General features: G+C 73.6%; 17 protein-coding genes. 4 read left to right on the forward strand and 13 right to left on the reverse strand.

From position 1 onward, the window contains the following. Positions 1-15 precede the first annotated feature (15 nt). Positions 16-699: a glycosyltransferase family 2 protein gene (locus FJR00_RS11510; RefSeq protein WP_238330456.1), complete on the forward strand. Its 684-nt coding sequence runs from the start codon at positions 16-18 to the stop codon at positions 697-699. Positions 700-708: 9 nt separating this feature from the next. Beyond that, entirely contained in the window at positions 709-1,200 is a 492-nt protein-coding gene (locus FJR00_RS11515) for a DUF2304 domain-containing protein (protein WP_202876659.1), read from the forward strand. Here the strand turns inward: FJR00_RS11515 and FJR00_RS11520 are convergent. Next, positions 1,123-1,896, reverse strand: coding sequence for an inositol monophosphatase family protein (locus tag FJR00_RS11520; RefSeq protein ID WP_141338917.1), 774 nt, complete (start codon positions 1,894-1,896; stop codon positions 1,123-1,125). The genes FJR00_RS11515 and FJR00_RS11520 overlap by 78 nt on opposite strands. Positions 1,897-2,012: 116 nt before the next feature. Between FJR00_RS11520 and FJR00_RS11525 the strand changes: the two genes are divergently transcribed. Next, positions 2,013-3,623, forward strand: a complete 1,611-nt coding sequence (locus FJR00_RS11525; RefSeq protein WP_141338870.1) for a Na+/H+ antiporter NhaC family protein — start codon at positions 2,013-2,015, stop codon at positions 3,621-3,623. A gap of 16 nt (positions 3,624-3,639) precedes the next feature. Here FJR00_RS11525 and FJR00_RS11530 read toward each other — a convergent pair whose 3' ends face one another. The 4 genes from FJR00_RS11530 to dxs form a co-directional block, all read right to left on the reverse strand. Then, the gene (locus FJR00_RS11530) at positions 3,640-4,068 is read right to left on the reverse strand and encodes an OsmC family protein (RefSeq protein ID WP_141338871.1); all 429 of its coding nucleotides are present in this window, start codon (positions 4,066-4,068) and stop codon (positions 3,640-3,642) included. Positions 4,069-4,162: 94 nt separating this feature from the next. Continuing rightward, positions 4,163-5,335, reverse strand: a complete 1,173-nt coding sequence (locus FJR00_RS11535; protein ID WP_141338872.1) for a phosphatase domain-containing protein — start codon at positions 5,333-5,335, stop codon at positions 4,163-4,165. 34 nt (positions 5,336-5,369) lie between these two features. After that, positions 5,370-6,302 (reverse strand): diacylglycerol/lipid kinase family protein, encoded by a 933-nt coding sequence (locus tag FJR00_RS11540; protein WP_181409610.1) that lies wholly within the window; start codon positions 6,300-6,302, stop codon positions 5,370-5,372. Positions 6,303-6,304: 2 nt separating this feature from the next. After that, positions 6,305-8,197 carry a 1-deoxy-D-xylulose-5-phosphate synthase gene (dxs, locus tag FJR00_RS11545; RefSeq protein ID WP_141338874.1) on the reverse strand — a complete coding sequence of 631 codons (1,893 nt, stop codon included), beginning with the start codon at positions 8,195-8,197 and terminating at the stop codon, positions 6,305-6,307. 200 nt (positions 8,198-8,397) lie between these two features. On the opposite strand from dxs, the gene FJR00_RS11550 reads away from it, so the two are divergent. Then, positions 8,398-8,988 (forward strand): hypothetical protein, encoded by a 591-nt coding sequence (locus FJR00_RS11550; protein ID WP_141338875.1) that lies wholly within the window; start codon positions 8,398-8,400, stop codon positions 8,986-8,988. Positions 8,989-8,993: 5 nt separating this feature from the next. Here the strand turns inward: FJR00_RS11550 and ppk2 are convergent, their stop codons facing one another. The 8 genes from ppk2 to FJR00_RS11590 form a co-directional block, all read right to left on the reverse strand. After that, positions 8,994-9,848 carry a polyphosphate kinase 2 gene (gene ppk2 / locus FJR00_RS11555; protein ID WP_141338876.1) on the reverse strand — a complete coding sequence of 285 codons (855 nt, stop codon included), beginning with the start codon at positions 9,846-9,848 and terminating at the stop codon, positions 8,994-8,996. A gap of 33 nt (positions 9,849-9,881) precedes the next feature. Further along, complete coding sequence (locus FJR00_RS11560) at positions 9,882-10,241, reverse strand: hypothetical protein (protein ID WP_141338877.1); 360 nt, start codon at positions 10,239-10,241, stop codon at positions 9,882-9,884. Between the two features lie 64 nt (positions 10,242-10,305). Further along, the gene (locus tag FJR00_RS11565) at positions 10,306-11,895 is read right to left on the reverse strand and encodes an LLM class flavin-dependent oxidoreductase (protein ID WP_141338878.1); all 1,590 of its coding nucleotides are present in this window, start codon (positions 11,893-11,895) and stop codon (positions 10,306-10,308) included. 10 nt (positions 11,896-11,905) lie between these two features. Further along, positions 11,906-12,799 (reverse strand): VOC family protein, encoded by an 894-nt coding sequence (locus FJR00_RS11570; RefSeq protein WP_141338879.1) that lies wholly within the window; start codon positions 12,797-12,799, stop codon positions 11,906-11,908. A 176-nt stretch (positions 12,800-12,975) separates the two neighbouring features. Beyond that, positions 12,976-15,807 carry an aconitate hydratase gene (locus tag FJR00_RS11575; RefSeq protein ID WP_141338880.1) on the reverse strand — a complete coding sequence of 944 codons (2,832 nt, stop codon included), beginning with the start codon at positions 15,805-15,807 and terminating at the stop codon, positions 12,976-12,978. Between the two features lie 124 nt (positions 15,808-15,931). Beyond that, on the reverse strand, positions 15,932-17,233 hold the full coding sequence (locus tag FJR00_RS11580; protein WP_141338881.1) for a class I SAM-dependent RNA methyltransferase: 1,302 nt from the start codon (positions 17,231-17,233) through the stop codon (positions 15,932-15,934). Continuing rightward, complete coding sequence (locus FJR00_RS11585; protein ID WP_075956825.1) at positions 17,230-17,916, reverse strand: DUF3159 domain-containing protein; 687 nt, start codon at positions 17,914-17,916, stop codon at positions 17,230-17,232. The genes FJR00_RS11580 and FJR00_RS11585 overlap by 4 nt, the downstream gene beginning before the upstream one ends. Continuing rightward, on the reverse strand, positions 17,913-18,872 hold the full coding sequence (locus FJR00_RS11590) for a DUF3710 domain-containing protein (RefSeq protein ID WP_181409611.1): 960 nt from the start codon (positions 18,870-18,872) through the stop codon (positions 17,913-17,915). The genes FJR00_RS11585 and FJR00_RS11590 overlap by 4 nt, the downstream gene beginning before the upstream one ends. Positions 18,873-18,875 lie beyond the last annotated feature (3 nt).

The raw sequence follows: 18,875 nt of genomic DNA on the forward strand, positions 1-18,875 counted from the left end.
GGGACAATGACGGGTATGACCCTATCGCCCCGGCACGAGGACGCCTGGCTGGTGATCCCCCTGTACGACGAGGCGAGCGTCGTCGGGCAGGTGGTCGCCGAGGCCCGGCAGGTGTTTCCCCACGTCGTCTGCGTCGACGACGCCTCGACCGACGACTCGGTCGAGCGGGCCCGGGAGGCCGGTGCGGTCGTCGTGCGGCACCCGTTCAACCTCGGCCAGGGGGCGGCCCTGCAGACGGGGCTGCGGTACGTGCTCGAGGCGACGGACGCCGCCTACCTGGTCACCTTCGACGCCGACGGCCAGCACCGGGTCGAGGACGCCGCGGCCATGGTGCGGCGGGCCAGGGAGGAGGACCTCGGGGTCGTCTTCGGGTCGCGCTTCCTCGACGACCGGACCAGGCCCGGGCTGCTGAAGAAGCTCGTGCTCAAGGCGGCGGTGTGGCTGACCAACCAGCAGACCGGGATGCGGCTGACGGACGCGCACAACGGGCTGCGGGTGCTGCGCCGGGACGCCGCGACGGCCCTGGACCTGCGGCAGAACCGGATGGCCCATGCCACCGAGATCGTCCTGCAGCTGGGCCGCACCGGGCTGCCGTGGGCCGAGCACCCCGTGCACGTGCTCTACACCGACTACAGCCGCCGCAAGGGCCAGTCGCTGATCAACTCGGTGAACATCCTCGTCGACACCCTGCTGAAGTGAGGGCTCCCCGTGCTTGACCAACCGTTGGACCAGCCGCTCATCAAGGCGGTCCTGCTCGTGGCCGTCGTCGTCGTCACCCTCATGCTCAACGCCTCGACGGCCGACTCCCGGCACCAGGCGATCCGCCGGCTCCTGCTCGTGGGGTTCGTCCTGCTGGCCGCCGCGGCGGTGCTCTTCCCCCGGCTGCTGACCCAGGTGGCCCAGTTCCTGGGTGTCGGGCGTGGCGCGGACCTGCTCCTCTACGGGCTGACCGTGGTCTTCCTGGGCTACGTGGCCTCGTCCTACCGCCGGATGCGGCAGGTCGAGCAGCAGGTCACGACCCTGGCCCGGGAGCTCGCGCTGCGGGCCGCGGTGCACGACACCACCCGGCACCGGTCGCGGCCGGGCACCGGCCGGGACGCCTCCGACGGCACCCGGGAAGGGTCACAGGGCGGCGACCAGGCCGGCGGCGACCTCCCGCGAGGCGGCGGCGACCAGGCCGCGGGGCCTGCCGGAGGGTGAGTAGGGCTCGCCGTCGGTGGTGAGGACGGTCCCGCCGACCTCCTCGAGCATCAGCGACCCCGGCACGTGGTCCCAGGGCATCGTGCCGCGGTAGACGAGGGCGTCGCAGTCGCCCTCGGCCAGGTGGGGGTAGTCGATCCCGCAGCTGACCCAGGTCAGCCCGAGGGGTCCGGCCTGGCCCAGGTGGGTCCCCACGAGGCGGCGTGCCGAGGCCCGGACCCGCCACGTGGCGGGGTCGGCGCCCGGGGCGTCTCGCCTCACCCGGCGTCCGTCGCACCACAGCCCCTGGCCGCGCTCGGCGACGTAGGCACGACGGTGCTGAGGCTGCCAGATCCAGGCCCGCTCGGCCCGACCGTCCCGGACCTCGGCCACCATCACCGCGTGGTCGGGGGAGCCGTGCACGAAGTTGCGGGTCCCGTCGACCGGGTCGACGGTGAAGGCGTGCGCGGCCCCGCGGAAATGCTCCAGCAGGTCGGCGTCCTCGGCGTACGCCTCCTCCCCCAGCACCATCGCGTCCGGGTAGGCCGCACGCAGTTCACGGGCGAGGATGACCTCGGCCTCCCGGTCCGCGACGGTGACGAGGTCGCCGGGGTGGGTCTTGCTGGTGACCTCGCCGTCCGCCAACGCGCGGAAGCGGGGGTCGATCACCTCGGCGGCGACGTCCTGCAGGAGGGTGAGCACGGTCTGGGTGTCCATCGGCACGGGGCCAACCCTGCCACGGCGCACGGACCGTCCCGCCACGGGACCCTGTGCAGGCGGCGTCGTCGCCGCTAGTGTCGTCCTCGGGCTCACCTCCTCAGAAGGGGCCGACCATGACCGAGAACCTGCCCGTCCTGACGATCCTGCCGCCGCTGCTGGCCATCGTCCTCGTCATCGCGACCAGGAAGGTGCTGCTCAGCCTGGGGGCGGGTGTCCTGGCCAGCGCCCTGCTGGTGGCCGACCTCTCCCCCGTGCCCACGCTGCGCCTGGTCTGGGAGGCCTTCGCCGGCATCTTCTGGGACGAGGGGGCGGTGAACACCTACTACGTCTACATCCTCGTCTTCACCCTGCTCCTGGGCATGATCGCGGCCCTCATCATGATGGCGGGCGGCAGCGCGGCGTTCGCCGACTGGGCCCTGGAACGCATCGGGACCCGCCGCGGAGCGACCGTGCTGCCCGCCGTGCTGGGCATCGTCATCTTCATCGACGACTACTTCAACGCCCTCGCGGTGGGCCAGGTCGCGCGACCGGTGACCGACCGGATGCACGTGGCCCGGGCCAAGCTGGCCTACATCATCGACTCCACCTCGGCCCCGGTGGCGGTGCTCGCCCCGTTCTCCAGCTGGGGCGCCAGCATCATCGGCATCATGGCCCCGATCGTGGCCGGGTCGGCCCTGGCGGTCAGCGACGTCGAGGCCTTCCTCGGCGCGGCGGCGAGCAACTACTACGCCATCGCGGCCGTCCTGCTCGTGTGGATCGTCGTGGTGCTGCAGCTCGACGTGGGGCCCATGCGCAAGGAGGAGCGCCGGGCGATCGCCGAGGGGCGGACCTTCGACTCCTCCGAGGAGGTGCCCGGCGAGCTGGCCGAGGACCTGCCGGTGCACGAGCCGGGGGCCAAGAGGGCGCTGGTCATCCCGTTCCTCGTCCTCGTCGCCGGCGTCCTGGGCGGGATCGTCTGGACCGGCTACCAGGCCGGGGGCAGCTGGGCGGTGCTGGACGTCCTGGCCAACACGGCGGTGACCGACGCCCTGCTCTACGGAGGCCTCCTGGGTCTGGTCACGGCCCTGTACTACTACCTGCGCTACACCACCTCCAACCCGCGCTTCTCCACCTCCACGCTCGGCAGAGGGCTGTGGGAGGGGGTGAGGTCGATGCTGCCGGCCGTCTACATCCTGCTGCTGGCGTGGATGCTGGGCTCGCTCATCGCCGCGCTGGGCACCGGGGAGTACCTCGGCAACCTCGTCGAGCGGACCGCGCTGCCGCCGGCCTGGCTGATCCCGGTGATGTTCGTCCTCGCCGGCGCGATGGCCTTCTCCACCGGCACCTCGTGGGGTTCCTTCGGGATCCTGCTGCCGATCGCCGGACAGATCATGAACACCGTCGAGGGCGGTCCCGAGCTGCTGCTGCCGGCGTTCGGCGCCGTGCTCGCCGGAGCGGTGTGGGGCGACCACTGCTCCCCCATCAGCGACACCACGATCCTGTCCAGCACGGGCGCCGGGTGCAACGTCATCACCCACGTCACCACCCAGCTGCCCTACGCCGTCATCGGTGCGCTGGTGGCCCTCCTGGGCTACGTGGTCTTCGCGATCACGCTGAGCACCTGGCTGGGCCTGCTCGCGGTGGCCGCGGGTCTGGTCGTCGTCGCCGGGCTGACCAAGGTGGCCGCCACGCGCCTCGAGGAGGAGATCCCGGAGGCGGAGCAGGCCGACGTGCGCCAGGCCTGACCGCCCCCGGGCCTGCTCAGGCCAGCTCGGCGGTGAGGGTGATCTCGGTGCCGGCCAGGGCCTTGGACACCGGGCACCCCTCCTTGGCGCCCTCGGCCATCCGCTGGAAGTCCGACTCGTCCAGGCCCTCGACCGAGGCCCGGACCGTCAGGTGGATGCCCGTGATGGCCGGACCGGTGGGGTCGAAGGTGACCTCGGCGGTCGTGTCGAGCTGCGTGGGCGGGGTGCCGTTCTTCCCGAGGGCCCCGGCGAACGCCATCGAGTAGCAGGACGCGTGCGCCGCAGCGATGAGCTCCTCGGGGTTGGTGGTGCCCCCGTGCGCCTCCGCCCGGGCCTGCCAGCTGACGTCGAAGGTGCCCTGCCCGGAGCTGTCCAGGCTGGTGCGGCCGGAACCGTCCGGGAGGTTGCCGGTCCAGGTCGTCGAAGCCTTGCTCGTGAGTGCCATGCGTCTCCTCCTCGGCGCCCGGAGGGTCCGGGCCTGCCGTGCCCCACTGTGCCTCGCCCGCGCCCGCGGCGCCACCCCTCGCCCGTCGTGGCTCCTAGCCGAGCGCCTCCAGCGCCGCGACGTCGGCGGACAGGTCCCGTTCCAGGCGGTGGCGCTGTTCGGAGGAGAGGGCGGCGGCGTCCAGGCCCGTGCGCACGGCCTCGGCCACCTCGCGGGCCTGGTCGGTGCGCAGCAGCCCCAGCCGGACGGCGTGGACCGCGGCGCCGGCATAGGTGTCGAAGACGTGCACGCCCCGGGAGGCCCACTCCCCGCGGGCCTCCTCGTCGAGGTCGGTGACGTTGTGCAGGAGGGTGCCGACGATGTGACCGGGGTCGCGCTCGTGCATCTGCGCACCCACGTCGCCGTCGGCCTGGCCGCTGTCGCCGATGAAGACCATCCGGCACTCGGGGAACAGGAGGCGGTCGCGCTCCATGTTCTGGATCTTCCGTTCGGCGATGGCCGCCTTGGTGTGCAGGTTGAGGAAGGACCCGCCGAGCACGGTGTGCGGGGGCAGTCCCAGGTGCCCGAGGTGGTCACGGGTGTACTGCTCGACCAGACCGCGCGGCCCGCCGGGGCGGGCCGTGACGAAGGTCAGGTCGCCGGCCCGGTTGGGCTCCTCGGCCGCCCCGTCGTCGAGGGCGTGCAGCAGGGCCACCACGCCGGGGTAGATCGTGCCGCGCGGGTAGCGGTCGTCGTGGATGGCGCAGGTGAGGGTGTCGTCGATGTCGCACAGGACCCGCAGGTCGGAGGTGGCGTCGACCCTGGCCTGCTCGACGAAGTGCGCGAGCAGACGCTCCCGCAGGTCCTCGTCGACGTCGTCGAAGACCAGGTGCTCGAGGTCGTGGTAGTCGCCCTGGGCGTTGAGCCGGTACTTCAGGTCGTGGAAGTCGGCGCCCTCGTAGTCGGTGAGGACGTCCACGATCGCCTCCTGGTGCAGGCGGGGGGTCGGCCCGTGGTGCAACGCGGCCACGATCTCGGCGACCGTCTGCAGGGACAGCTCCGCCCGACGCCGCCCCAGCAGCAGCTCGAGCAGCTCGGTGCGGTGGTCCGGGCCCCAGACGTGGTCGTCGATGTCCCCGACCACCGCGTCCAGGTCCAGGGGCGCCAGGACGTCGTCCAGCTCCCCCTCCGGCACGTCGCGCAGGATCCGCAGCACGTGGGCCTCGGCGTCGCTGCCGGTCCGCCAGCCTCCGGTCAGGCCGACGATCTGCAGCGCGCGTGGGTCCATGGTCCTCGTCCTCGATCCTCGGTGGGGGGCCGTGTCAGCGGGCGACCCGGAGGGCACCCGGCCGCACGGCGAGCTCGGCGCCCACGATATCGGGGAGCACGTCGCCGTCGACCTGGGCCAGCACCGGCTCGGGCGAGCCGACCACCAGCACCCGTCCGCTGCGGTGGCGGAGCGCCGCGTGGTCGGCCGCGGTCACCCTGCGTAGCCCGGTCACGGCGATCCGCGCCCAGTCCCCCAGGTGCCGGGGCGAGACCAGCACGACGTGCAGGCGCCCGTCGTCCAGGCTGGCCTCGGGCGCGACCCGGGCCCCGGCGGGCAACCGGGCGGCGTTGACGGCCAGCAGGCTCCACAGCTCCCCGGCGTCGACACCCGTGCCGTCGAGGTCGAGGGTGAGCGAGTGGCCCGGGTGCCCCAGCCTGCCCAGGCCGGGGGCGACGTAGGCCAGCCAGCGCAGCCGGTGCTTGGCGTCGGGCCGGACCGCGGCCAGCGTCGCGGCGTCGTGCCCCACCCCGGCGACGACGAGGAAGGGCTCGACGAGGACCTGGCCTGCGACGGTCCGCAGGACCGCCCGCCCCACGTCCGTGGGCCGGGCCGCGCCGGCGACCGCCATCCGCGCCGCGGCCCGGAGGTCGCGCAGGGGCAGCAGCGCGCTGCGGGCGAACAGGTTGGCCGTGCCCCCCGGGACGACGCCCAGCTCCGTCGGGGCGTGGTCCTGCGCGTCGGCCAGGGCGCCGGCGACGTGCCGGACGGTCCCGTCCCCGCCGACGACCACCACCCGGGAGGCACCCCGGCGGACGGCCTCGACCCCCTGCGCCCCGCCCGGCTGCTCGACCGTGGTCGGCAGCACGAGGGGGGCGTCCACCCCCGCTGCGAGGCACGCGTCCCGGACCGCGTCGACGGCCGCGGTCGCCCTCCTCGAGACCGGGTTGACCACGACCGCCAGGCCGCCGGGGCCCGCAGCCGGCACGCTCAGGCCAGCCGGGCCGTCAGGGACGTGGCCACGGCGTCGGGGGTCAGCCCGACGCGGTCGAGCACCTGACCCCGGGAACCGTGGTCGAGGAACTCCTGGGGGATGCCGTAGGCGTGGACCGGCACGTCCACCCCGGCGTCCGCCAGGGCCTGGCCGATCCGGCCGGCGACCCCGCCGACGAGCGAGTCCTCGATGACGCCGACGGACCGGGCGGACCGGGCCAGCTCGACGAGGTCGTCGCTGACCGGGATCACCCACCGGGGGTCGACGACGCGGACGGCACGTCCCTCGGCGAACAGCTTGTCGGCGACCTCCAGCGCGGTGGTGGCCATGGCGCCCACCCCGACGAGCAGCAGGTCCACAGCCTGCCGGTCCTCCCCGGCGGCACCCTCGAGCTGCACCGGGTCCCGGAGCACGTCGACCGTGCCGGACCGGCGCACCGCCTCGACCGGCTCGCCGACCGAGCCCTTGGGGAAGCGCACCACCGTCGGGGCGTCGTCGACCTCGACCGCCTCGCGCAGCATCCGGGCCACCTGCTGCCCGTCGCGGGGCGCGGCCACGCGCACCCCGGGCACCATGCTCAGCAGGGTCAGGTCCCACATCCCGTTGTGGCTGGCCCCGTCGGTGCCGGTGATCCCGGCCCGGTCGAGGACGAAGGTGACCCCCTGGCGGTGCAGGGCGCAGTCCATGAGGAGCTGGTCGAAGGCGCGGTTGAGGAAGGTGGCGTAGACGCTGACGACCGGGTGCAGCCCGGCGAAGGACAGCCCGGCCGCCATCGTCACCGCGTGCTGCTCGGCGATGCCGACGTCGAAGACCCGCTCGGGGTAGCGCTCGGCGAACGGCTGCAGGCCCACCGGGATGAGCATGGAGGCGGTGAGCGCGACGACGTCGTCCCGTTCCTTGCCCAGGCGGACCATCTCGTCGCTGAACTCGTCGGTCCAGCTGCGCCCGGACAGCTCCAGCGGCAGACCGGTCTCGGGGTTGATCACGCCGACGGCGTGGAAGCGGTCGGCCTCGTCCGCCGTCGCGGGGTCGTAGCCGTGGCCCTTCTCGGTGATGGCGTGGACGAGCACGACGCCGCCGTAGTCGTGCGCCCGGCGCAGGGCGGTCTCCATCGCCTCGACGTCGTGGCCGTCCACCGGGCCCAGGTACTTCAGGCCCAGGTCCTCGAACATGCCCTGGGGGCTGACGATGTCCTTGAGCCCCTTCTTCATCCCGTGCAGGGTCTCGTAGACCTGGCGGCCCACCAGCGGGGTCCGGTTGAGCTGGCGCTTGCCCCAGGAGAGCACGTGCTCGTACTCCTGGGTGGCGCGCAGGGAGGCCAGGTAGTCGGCCATCCCGCCGCGCGTCGGGGCGTAGGAGCGCTCGTTGTCGTTGATGACGATGATGAGCGGCAGGTCGCGGTGCTCGGCGATGTTGTTCAGCGCCTCCCAGACCATCCCCCCGGTGAGGGCGCCGTCCCCGATCACGGCGACCGTGTGCCGGTCGGTCTCGCCCCGCAGCTTGCGCCCTGCCGCGATGCCGATCGCCCAGGACAGCGAGGTGGAGGCGTGCGAGTTCTCGACGACGTCGTGGTCCGACTCGGCCCGGCTGGGGTAGCCCGACAGGCCGCCCTGCTTGCGGAGCGTGGAGAAGTCGTGCCGGCCGGTCAGCAGCTTGTGCACGTAGGAGATGTGTCCGGTGTCGAACAGGATGGTGTCCCGCGGCGAGTCGAAGACCCGGTGCAGGGCGATGGTCAGCTCGACGACCCCCAGGTTGGGCCCGAGGTGGCCGCCGGTGCGCGAGACCGAGCTGATGAGGTAGTCCCGGATCTCCGCGGCCAGCGTCTCGACCTGCCGGGCGGAGAGGCGTTTGAGCGCGGTCGGGCCGGTGATGGTCCGCATGAGTGCCACGTGGCGTGCTCCTGTCGGGGTCGACGACGTCGGCGAGAGGCCGACCCAGTGTACGGTCCCGCGCCTGCGAGCGCGCTGGACGTGACGCAGCAGACAGCACTCCGCCGCGGCTGCGGGCATATCCTGGGGGTGAGGGCAACCGCCGCGGCGGACGTGCCGTCCACCGCGGACCGCCCCGTCCGGGAGAAGGGACGGGTGCCATGGGCACCACGGCAAGGATCCTCCGGTATGCGGTGCTGGCGCTGCTCGCGCTCGCGGCGGTGGGTGCGGGGCTCTTCGGCGCCGGGTCGGCGTTCACCGACCTCCCGCCGGTGACCGCGGCCCTGCTCACCCTGGCCTGGGTCGTCCCGCTCGTCGGTCTGAGCGTGCTGGCCTGGCACCGGCCCGACGAGATGGTCCTGTGGCTGGCCCTGGCCGTCCTGCTCGTGCTGACGTTCGGTCTGGTCGAGCCCTTCCTCGACCTGGTCCTCGAGAGCTTCGGGCCGGTGGTGGCCATGGCGACCGTGGCGGTGCTGGTGCCCCTCGGGGTGCTCGGCGTCCACCGGGCCCTGCCGGCAGGCCTGCTCCTGGCGACGCTGGGCCTGGTGCCGGTGCTGGGCATGGTGGTCGGGCTCGCCCGCGGCGGCCACGCCGGTGAGCTGGTGCACGCGCTGCCCAGGTGGGTCGGCACCCCGGGCGGGCTGCTCGCGGTGCTGGCGCTGGTCGCCGGGGCGGTTCTGCTGCTCGCGGCCGCCCTGGTCCGCGAGCGGCTGGTCCCGCACGCCGGGGCCAGGACCCGCCCCGCCGCCTGACGCCCCTAGTCCATGTCCTCCCGGGAGCGCCGCACGAGCTTCTGACCCTGGGCGTGCGCGACCTCCGCGGCGTGGTCGGGGACCTGCAGCTGCAGCGACCGGTCGGTGCGCTGGTAGCCCGTGGACGCCGGCCGGTCCGGCATCTGCAGCTCGGGCAGGTCGACCTGGTGCCACGGCAGCGAGGACAGCAGGTGGGCGATCATGTTGATCCGCGCCGACCGCTTGTCGTCGCTCTCGACGACGTTCCACCGGGCCTCGGGGATGTCGGTGTGCACGAACATCTCGTCCTTGGCCCGGCTGTAGTCCTCCCAGCGGGTCAGGCTTTCCAGGTCGGTCCCCGAGAGCTTCCAGCGCCTCATCGGGTCCTCCAGCCGGGAGCGGAAGCGTCGTTCCTGCTCGGCGTCGCTGACCGAGAACCAGTACTTGCGCAGCAGGACGCCGTCGTCGATGAGCATCCGCTCGAAGATCGGGCACTGCTGCAGGAAGCGGCGGTGCTCCTCGGGGGTGCAGTAGCCCATCACGCGCTCCACCCCGGCGCGGTTGTACCAGGACCGGTCGAACAGCCGGATTTCCCCGGCGGCCGGGAGGTGCTCGACGTAGCGCTGGAAGTACCACTGCGTCTTCTGCCGCTCGGTCGGCGTGGGCAGCGCGACGATCTGCGCCTGCCGGGGCGAGAGGTACTCGGTGACCCGCTTGATCGCCCCGCCCTTGCCGGCGGCGTCGCGCCCCTCGAAGACCACGACCACCCGCTGGCCGGTCTCGCGGACCCACTCCTGCATCTGCACCAGCTCCCCCTGCAGCCGGAGCAGCTCGGCCTCGTAAATCTTGCGGTCCAGACGGGGGGTGCGGTCCTTGGCCATGCCCCATCGTGGCACGTCCGGGCGGTCGGCGTCCTAGCGCATCGGCGCCCGCAGCCGCAGCGCCTCCAGCAGCAGCCCGGCGGCCCGGTGGGCCGCCCGCAGCCGCAGGCCCTCCCTGGTCAGCGACTCGAGGACGTCCCCCAGGGTCCCGGGGGGCAGCACCGGACCCAGCTCGGGCCGCACGTCCCGCCAGGCGCCACGCATCGCCGCCAGCTGGGCCTCCAGGTGCCGGGTGGCCACCCACGCCAGCGCCGTCGGGTGGCGCCGCCACGCCTGGTAGGCGCGGTAGTCGGCCGGGCACTGGTCGAGCAACCAGGAGACCGCCGCCTCCTCCCAGCCGGGCACCCCGGCCGGGGGCACCCGGTCGGGCCAGCCAGGAGGTCCGCTCGACATACGAACAAGTGTACGACTCGATGCCGACGTCCGTGGCCTCCGACGACGGGCCCCTCGCGGAGCTTCAGCCGAAGCCGTGCCGGGCCAGCGGCCCGACCAGCTCCCGCTCCTCGTAGGACAGGTGGGACAGCAGGGTGTCGGTGAGCAGGTCGACGCTGCGGCCCAGCTCCTCGAGCGCGTCCAGCGCACCCTGCCCGTAGCCCTCCTCGTCGACGAGGGCGACCAGCGCCCGGTCGAGCCGGTCGAGCACGTCGGCGATCACCTCGTGCTCCTCCTCCAGCCGGTCCAGCACCGGGGCCAGGCCGGGCTCCCGGCGGCGCAGGTACGGGAAGACCGACCGGTCTTCCAGGGTGTGGTGCCCGGTGACGATCCGGCAGTAGGACTCGCAGAATGCCCCCAGCGTCCAGTTGTTCTGCCGCATGGCCATCGTGTTGACGACCGACCGCGCCTGGCCCACCTGCAGGTGGCCGCGGCGGACCTGGTCGACGACGTCCCGGACGGAGGCCAGCTCGCCGCGCAGGTGGTCGTGGATGTCGATGAGGTGCTGGGGCAGGGCCAGCCGCTCTGCGGGGTATGCCGCCGGCTCCCCCTCGGGCGCGGGCGCGCTGGGACGGGAGTCCTCGTCCCACGCCAGCTCGCCGGTGAGCCGGGTGCCGTCGTCGGGGGTGGGCGTGATGCCCGGCAGGACCGTGCCGTCGACGGCCGGGTCGCCAGACCCTGCCGGGACGGTGGTGACCCCCGGGGCCGGGTCGCCGGCGCCGCCCGCGGCGGTCGCGGACCGCTCGGCCTCCACCAGCTCGCGCAGCGCCGGACCGACCTCCTGGCCGAACGCCTGGACGGCCCCGGGGTCGTCGGTGGCCAGCACGAAGGTGGACATGCCGTGCTCGAGCACGAGACCGGCCAGCTGCTCGGCCCACTCCGCCGGACCGCCCTGCAGCAGCCCGCCGCCACGGCCGAACCGGCCGTGGACGTTGTAGAGCCGGACGACGTCCTGCGGCGCCCGCCCGGCCCGGACCGCCGCCTCGTCGATCCGGCCGTTCGCCTCGCCGAGCCGCTCCGGCGGCAGGTAGCCCAGGCTCGGCAGCCACCCGTCGGCGAGCCGACCGGTCACCCGCAGCATCCGCGGGCCGTAGGCACCGATCCACACGGCCGGGTCCCCGGCCGGCGCCGGGCCGGCGTGCAGCCCCCTGACCCGGTAGTGCTCGCCGTCCACGCGCACCGACCCCTGCCCGCCCCAGACCTGGCGGACCACGTCGACCGCCTCGACGAGGGCGTCGACGGCCTCCCCCGGGCTCCGGCGGGGGCCGCCGGCGGCCACGATCGCGTCCCAGAACGCGCCGGCACCCAGGCCGAGGTCGGTCCGGCCGCCGGAGAGCAGGTCCAGGGTGGCCACCGAGCGGGCCAGCACGACGGGCGGTCGCAGCGGCAGGTTGGCGACGTTGAGGCCGAGCCGGACGTGCGTCGTCCGGGCCGCGATCCAGGACAGCAGCGTCCAGCTGTCCAGGTGGGCCGCCTGGTACGGATGGTCCTGGACCGTGACGAGGTCGATCCCCGCCGTGTCGGCGAGCACCCCCAGCTCCACGGCGCGGTGCGGCTCGGCCGCCGCCGGGGTCGGGAAGATCCCCAGCCGGACCTCGTGGCCGTAGTCGGGCATCGGCTGCCGCTCAGGCCCCGGCGACCCGGACGTGGAGCCGGTTGGCCCAGGGGTCCTCGAAGGTCACCGTGCGCCCGTCGTCGGCGCTCTGCACCCCGTGGTGGCGCATCCGCTCGGTCAGCGCGCCGACGTCGTCGGAGGTCGGCAGCTCGATGTCCACCTGGCCCAGGCCCAGCGTCGGGAAGCGGCGGCCGGCCCCCCGGCTGTTCCAGACGTTCATCGCCATGTGGTGGTGGTAGCCGCCGGCGCTGACGAACAGGGCGGCGCCGCCCCACTCCAGGGTGGTGTCGAAGCCGAGGGTGTCGACGTAGAAGTCGCGGGCCGTGCCCACGTCGCCCACGGAGAGGTGGACGTGGCCGACGACGGCGGCCCCGGCGTCCGGCCGCTCCAGCCCCTCGGGGGTCAGGTGCTCCCGCAGGAAGGCGTCGGCGTCCAGGAAGCGGTTGTCCATCTCGACGCGGCCGTGCACCCAGCTCCACTGCGTCCGGTCGCGGTCCCAGTAGAGCTCGATGCCGTTGCCCTCGGGGTCGTCGAAGTAGAACGCCTTGCTGACCAGGTGGTCGGCGCTGCCGGTGTAGGGCGCCCGCGCCTGGGCCATCGAGGCGACGGCGGCCGCCAGGGCCGCCTGCGTCGGGAAGAGGATGGCCGTGTGGAACAGCCCCGCCGACCCGGGGGCGGCGTGGCGCAGCTGGGGGCGGTGGCGCAGGACGACGACCGGGGTGCTCCCCCGGCCCATGGTGACGACGTCGCCGTCCTCGGCGAGGACCTGCAGGGTGACGGCGTCGCGGTAGAAGGCGGTCATCCCCGCCAGGTCGGCGACCTCGAGGGTCACCGGGCCCATCGCGGTGTCGGCGGCCAGCCGGTCCTGCCGGACGGTGGCGGGCGTGGTGGTCGGGTCGGTCATGACGGCTCCTCAATGCGTGACGTGTCACATAGTCTAGGGCACCTCTCCCTCGGACGTCCAGCCGGGAGGCCCTCGGTCGGTGCGCGGAGGCCGGGCACGCCGACGCCCCCGCCGACCGGGTGGTCGACGGGGGCGTCGGGCGTGGCGGGCGACCCGCTCGGGGCCGCTCCGTGACGTCAGGCGGCGCTGCCCACGAGGGAGCGCAGCACGTACTGCAGGATCCCGTCGTTGCGGTAGTAGTCCGCCTCGCCGGGGGTGTCGATGCGCAGGACGGCCTCGAACTCGACCGTCTCGCCGCTCTCCTTCTCGGCGGTGACGGTGACCGTCCGCGGCACCGACCCCTCGTTGAGGGCTGTGACCCCGCTGATCGAGAAGGTCTCCGTGCCGTCCAGGCCGAGCGAGTCGGCGTTCTGACCGGCCGGGAACTGCAGCGGGAGCACGCCCATGCCGATGAGGTTGGACCGGTGGATGCGCTCGTAGGACTCGGCGATCACGGCCTTGACGCCCAGCAGGCGCGTGCCCTTGGCGGCCCAGTCGCGGCTGGAGCCGGAGCCGTACTCCTTGCCGGCCAGGATGACCAGCGGCGTCCCGGCGGCGGCGTAGTTCTGTGCGGCGTCGTAGATCGTCGTCTGCTCGCCACCGGCGGTGAAGTCCCGGGTGAACCCACCCTCGACCCCGTCCAGCAGCTGGTTCTTCAGCCGGATGTTGGCGAAGGTGCCCCGGATCATCACCTCGTGGTTGCCGCGGCGCGAGCCGTAGGAGTTGAAGTCCTTGCGCTCGATGCCGTGCTCGGCGAGGTACTTGCCCGCGGGGCTGTCGGCCTTGATCGCGCCGGCCGGGCTGATGTGGTCGGTGGTGACCGAATCGCCCAGCTTGGCCAGCACCCGGGCCCCGGAGATGTCCTCCACGGGCGCCGGCTCGGCCTGCATGCCCTCGAAGTACGGGGGCTTGCGCACGTAGGTCGACCCGTCGTCCCAGGCGAACGTGTCGCCCTCGGGCGTGGACAGCGACCGCCAGCGCTCGTCGCCGGCGAAGACGTCGGCGTAGTCCTCGGTGAACATGTCCCGGCTGATCGAGGAGGCGATGGTGCGCTCGACGTCCTCCGGGGCCGGCCAGATGTCCTTGAGGTAGACGTCGTTGCCCTCCTGGTCCTGGCCGAGGGGCTCGTTGTCGAAGTCGAAGTCCATCGTCCCGGCCAAGGCGTAGGCGATGACCAGCGGCGGGGAGGCCAGGTAGTTCATCTTCACGTCCGGGTTGATCCGGCCCTCGAAGTTGCGGTTGCCGGACAGCACCGAGACGACCGCCAGGTCGTTCTCGTTGACCGCCTCGGACACCTCCTCGATGATCGGGCCGGAGTTGCCGATACAGGTGGTGCAGCCGTAGCCGACCAGGTGGAAGCCGAGCGCCTCCAGGTAGGGCCACATGCCGGCCTTGTCGAAGTAGCCGGTGACGACCTTGGACCCCGGGGCCATCGAGGTCTTGACCCACGGCGGGACCGTGAGGCCCTTCTCGACGGCGTTCTTGGCCAGCATGGCCGAGGCCATCATCACCGAGGGGTTGGACGTGTTGGTGCAGGAGGTGATCGAGGCGATCGCCACGTGGCCGTGGTCGATCGTGGCCTGCTCGTCGTCGATGGTGATCTCCACCGGGTGGCTGACGCGCTCGATCTCGGGCCCCACGTGCTCGGCGTGGTGCGGGTGTCCGTTGCCGTGGTCGTCGTCGCGCGCGTCGTGCGAGGGGGCGTCCGAGGCGGGGAAGGTGCCCTCGAGCTCGCGGTCGACGTCGCTCTCGACGGTCACCCCGCCCTCGGTGTAGTTCTCCAGGTCGGCGGCGAACTGCTGCTTGGACTCCGACAGCGCGATCCGGTCCTGCGGGCGCTTGGGCCCGGCGATGGAGGGCACCACCGTGGACAGGTCGAGCTCGAGGTACTCGCTGTAGCGCGCCTCGGCGTTGCCCTCGGGGTCGTGCCACATCCCCTGCTCCTTGGCGTAGGCCTCCACGAGGGCGACCTGCTCGTCCGAGCGGCCGGTCAGGCGCAGGTACTCCAGGGTGACCTCGTCGATCGGGAAGATCGCGCAGGTGGAGCCGAACTCGGGGCTCATGTTGCCGATGGTGGCGCGGTTGGCCAGCGGCACCGCCGCGACGCCGTCGCCGTAGAACTCGACGAACTTGCCGACCACGCCGTGGTCGCGCAGCATCTCGGTGATCGTCAGCACCACGTCGGTCGCGGTCGCGCCGGCGGGGATGGAGCCGGACAGCTTGAAGCCCACCACGCGCGGGATGAGCATCGAGACCGGCTGGCCGAGCATCGCCGCCTCGGCCTCGATGCCGCCGACGCCCCAGCCCAGCACGCCCAGCCCGTTGACCATCGTGGTGTGGGAGTCCGTGCCCACGCAGGTGTCGGGGTAGGCCTGCAGCTGGCCCTCGACCTCGCGCGTCATGACGGTGCGGGCCAGGTGCTCGATGTTGACCTGGTGCACGATGCCGGTGCCCGGGGGGACGACCTTGAAGTCCTCGAACGCGGTCTGGCCCCAGCGCAGGAACTGGTAGCGCTCCCCGTTGCGCTCGTACTCGATCTCGACGTTGCGCTCGAAGGCGTCCTGGCGCCCGAAGACGTCGATGATGACCGAGTGGTCGATGACCAGCTCGGCCGGCGCCAGCGGGTTGATCTTCGTCGGGTCGCCGCCCAGGTCCCCCATCGCCTCCCGCATGGTGGCCAGGTCGACGATGCAGGGCACGCCGGTGAAGTCCTGCATGATGACGCGCGCCGGGGTGAACTGGATCTCGGTGTCCGGCTCGGCGTCCTGGTCCCAGCCGGCGAGGGCGTTGACGTGCTCGGCGGTGATGTTCTTGCCGTCCTCGGTGCGCAGCAGGTTCTCCAGCAGCACCTTCAACGAGTAGGGCAACGTCTCGGCACCCTCGAGCCCGCCGATGCGGAAGATCTCGTAGCTCTGGTCACCGACCTCGAGGGTGCCCTTGGCACCGAAGCTGTTCGGGTTCGTGCTCAACGTCTCGCTCCTTCGCTCGGCGGCTATTTATCTTGACGTCAAGATATCTCACGGGCCGTGGCGCGGGCAAACCTCGACACGCCCACCGTCCGCCCCCCATCCTGCCGTATGCCCTCCGGGCCCGTCAGGTGGGCCGTGGGCGCAGCAGGGCCAGCGTCTCCACGTGGTGGGTCATCGGGAAGGCGTCGAGGGCACGCACCTCGACCAGCTCCAGCCCCTCCTCCGCCGCGGTCCGCACGTCGCGGGCCAGCGCGGCGGGGTCGCACGCGACGTAGACCACCGCACGGGGTCGCAGCGCGGCGATCCCGCGGACGACCTTCGCCCCGGCGCCCGACCGCGGCGGGTCGAGCACGACCAGGTCGGCCCGCTCCCCCGCGGCGACGAGGTCCGCGACGGCGCGCTCGGTGGGTGAGGCGAGCACGCTCGCCCAGGGGCGTTCGCCGAGGTTTCCGGTCGCCGACTCCGCCGCGCCCCGGTCGGCCTCGACGGCCAGCACCCACCCGTGCGACCCGACCCGGTCGGCCAGCGGCCGGGCGAAGAGGCCGACGCCGGCGTAGAGGTCGAGGACGCTCTCCCCCTCCTGCGGGTCCAGCCAGTCCAGCACCTGCTCGACGAAGGTGGCGGCGGCACCCGGGTGCACCTGCCAGAACCCCCGGGCCGAGACCGCATACCGGTCCGGACCCACCTGCTCCTGCACCGTGGGCGCCGGCCCCCGGGGACGGAGAGGGGTATGCGGCGCCCGTCGCCCGCCGCCGCCGCGACGGCGGCCACCACCCCGTCCGCGTGCCCCCTCGTCCCCGGCGACGAGAGGGACGACGACCGGGTCCCCCACCGAGGGGGCGACCACGTCCAGCGCGGCGACGCCGCGGGGCGCGGCCCGGTCCAGCACGCCTGTGCCGACGACGCCGGGGGCCGCGATGAGGCAGTCCCTCAGCGGCAGGACCTCGTGGGAGCGGTGCCGTCGCAGCCCCACCCCGTCGGGGCCGACGGCGAACTCGACGCGGGTGCGCCACCGCAGGCCCTCCTCGTCCCCGGGCACCGGCTCGCAGACGACGTCGACGTCCGCGACGCCGCCGAGCCGGGCCAGCTGCTCACGGACGACGGCGGCCTTGAGCCGACGCTGCTCGGCGACGTCGACGTGCTGCAGGTCGCACCCGCCGCACCGGCCCGGCCCGGCGTAGGGGCACGGCGGGGCGACCCGGTGGGGGGAGGCCTCGAGCACCTCCACGGCGTCGGCGTGGGCAAACCTGCCCCGGGGTCCCAGACCGGTCACCCGGGCGCGGACCCGCTCCCCCGGCAGGGTGTGCCGCACGAAGAGGACCTGGCCCTCGTGCCGGGCCACGCAGTGCCCGCCGTGCGCGACCGCACCGACGTCGACGACCACCTCGTCGCCGACAGCCAGCCCCGGAGGGCGGTCCGCGGTCACGGCAGCGCCCCCGGCGTGGTGCGGGCACCCGTCCCGTCGTCGGTCTGCGGGGTCCGTCCGGTCGCCAGCAGCCAGCCCATGACGACGACGGCCAGGAGGTAGGCCGGCCAGCCCAGGCCGATCTTGGCGACCCCCAGCAGGGCCACCTCCCCGGCCAGGTACAGCGGCAGCATGACGGCGACCCGCAGCGCGAAGAGCGCCACGAGCACCCAGGTCAGCCGGGAGGCCACCCGCACCAGCCCCCGGTCGCGGCGCCACGCGGTCGGGTCCTGGGCGTACTCGGGATCGCCGATCCCGACGACGAACCCGACGAGCGGCCACCGGGTCAGGATGGACACGAGCGCCCCGACGAGGTAGAGCCCGCTGAGCAGGATCCCCGGCAGGAAGGCGTCCTCGGCCTGGCCGGAACGCAGCGCGAAGAAGGCGGCCAGCGCGGTGGCCAGGACGGCAGAGGCCAGGAAGCGCCACGACCCCCCGACCATGAGACGGATGCCGCCCAGCAGCAGCAGGACCGCGGCCGCGGCCCACACGGCCGTGCGCACCTCGTCGACGACGAGCCAGGTGACGACGAACGCGACCGTCGGCAGCGCCGTCTCCAGGGAGCCGTACCAACCGCCCAGCGCGTCGCCGATCCGCTGCCGGATGACCTGCTCGACGGTGGCCTCGACGTCGGGTGCGGTCACCGGAAGTCGGGGTTGATCGGGGCCCGGGGGGTGTCGGCGCGCTGCGGGTCGCCGGAGGGGGCGCGGTGACGCCCGCCCTCGGGCGCCGGGGCGGGTGCCTGGCTGGAGGACGGGGCCGCCGGGGGTGCCGCCGGGCCGCCGGACCCGGGCTGGCCGCCGGGCCGGGTGCTGATGCCCGTGAGGCGGGTCGCGTCGGCGGTGCGCAGGAGCTGGGTCTGGGTGGCGGCCTTGGCCGCGCCGGCCTTCTGGGCCGCCTCCTTGCGCGCCTGCGCCTGCTTGGCCGCGGCCTCCAGCAGGCCGGCCGGCGCGGTCAGCTCGAGCACCTCGCGCGGCGGACGGGGCTCCTCGCCCCGCCGGACGACCACCCTGCGGACGAACGCCAGGATCGGACGCAGCTGCGCGTCGTCGGCCGCGGCCGGCCCGTTGACGACCACCCGCAGGAACCATCGGGGTCCGTCCACCCCGAGGAAGCGGGCCGGCTGGAAGGCCACCCGGCCGTCGGGGGCCCGACCGGGCATCCGGGCGCGCAGCTCCTTGCCCATGACGCCGTCGACGGCCTCCGCGGCCCCACCGGCCTCCACGATCCCGCGGGCGATGTCCGGGCGCAGCTCGTCCCACAGGCCGGTGGTCCGGGGGGCGGCGAACACCTGCAGCTGGACCTGGGAGGCACCGAAGGTCAGGGTGGCCCCGACCACCCGCCCGGAGCCCTGCTCCAGGTCCAGGCGCATCTGCATACCCGCCTGGGCCGGCAGGCGCAGCGCGCCCAGGTCGAGGCGGCCGTCCAGCGCGGACCACTCGGTGATGTCGTAGGGGCCGTCGCCGGCCCGGTCCCACTCCCGGTCGACCCCCGGCTCGCCGTCGGCCGGCTCGGGGCGCACCGAGGTCTCCACGACCTCGTCCTCGGCGAGGAGGTCCTCGTCGGAGAGGCGTTCGCGCTTCTTGCCAAACAGTGCCACGGG

Origin of the sequence: Ornithinimicrobium kibberense (assembly GCF_006519705.1) — a bacterium.
In the GTDB taxonomy this organism is placed as follows: domain Bacteria; phylum Actinomycetota; class Actinomycetes; order Actinomycetales; family Dermatophilaceae; genus Ornithinicoccus; species Ornithinicoccus kibberensis.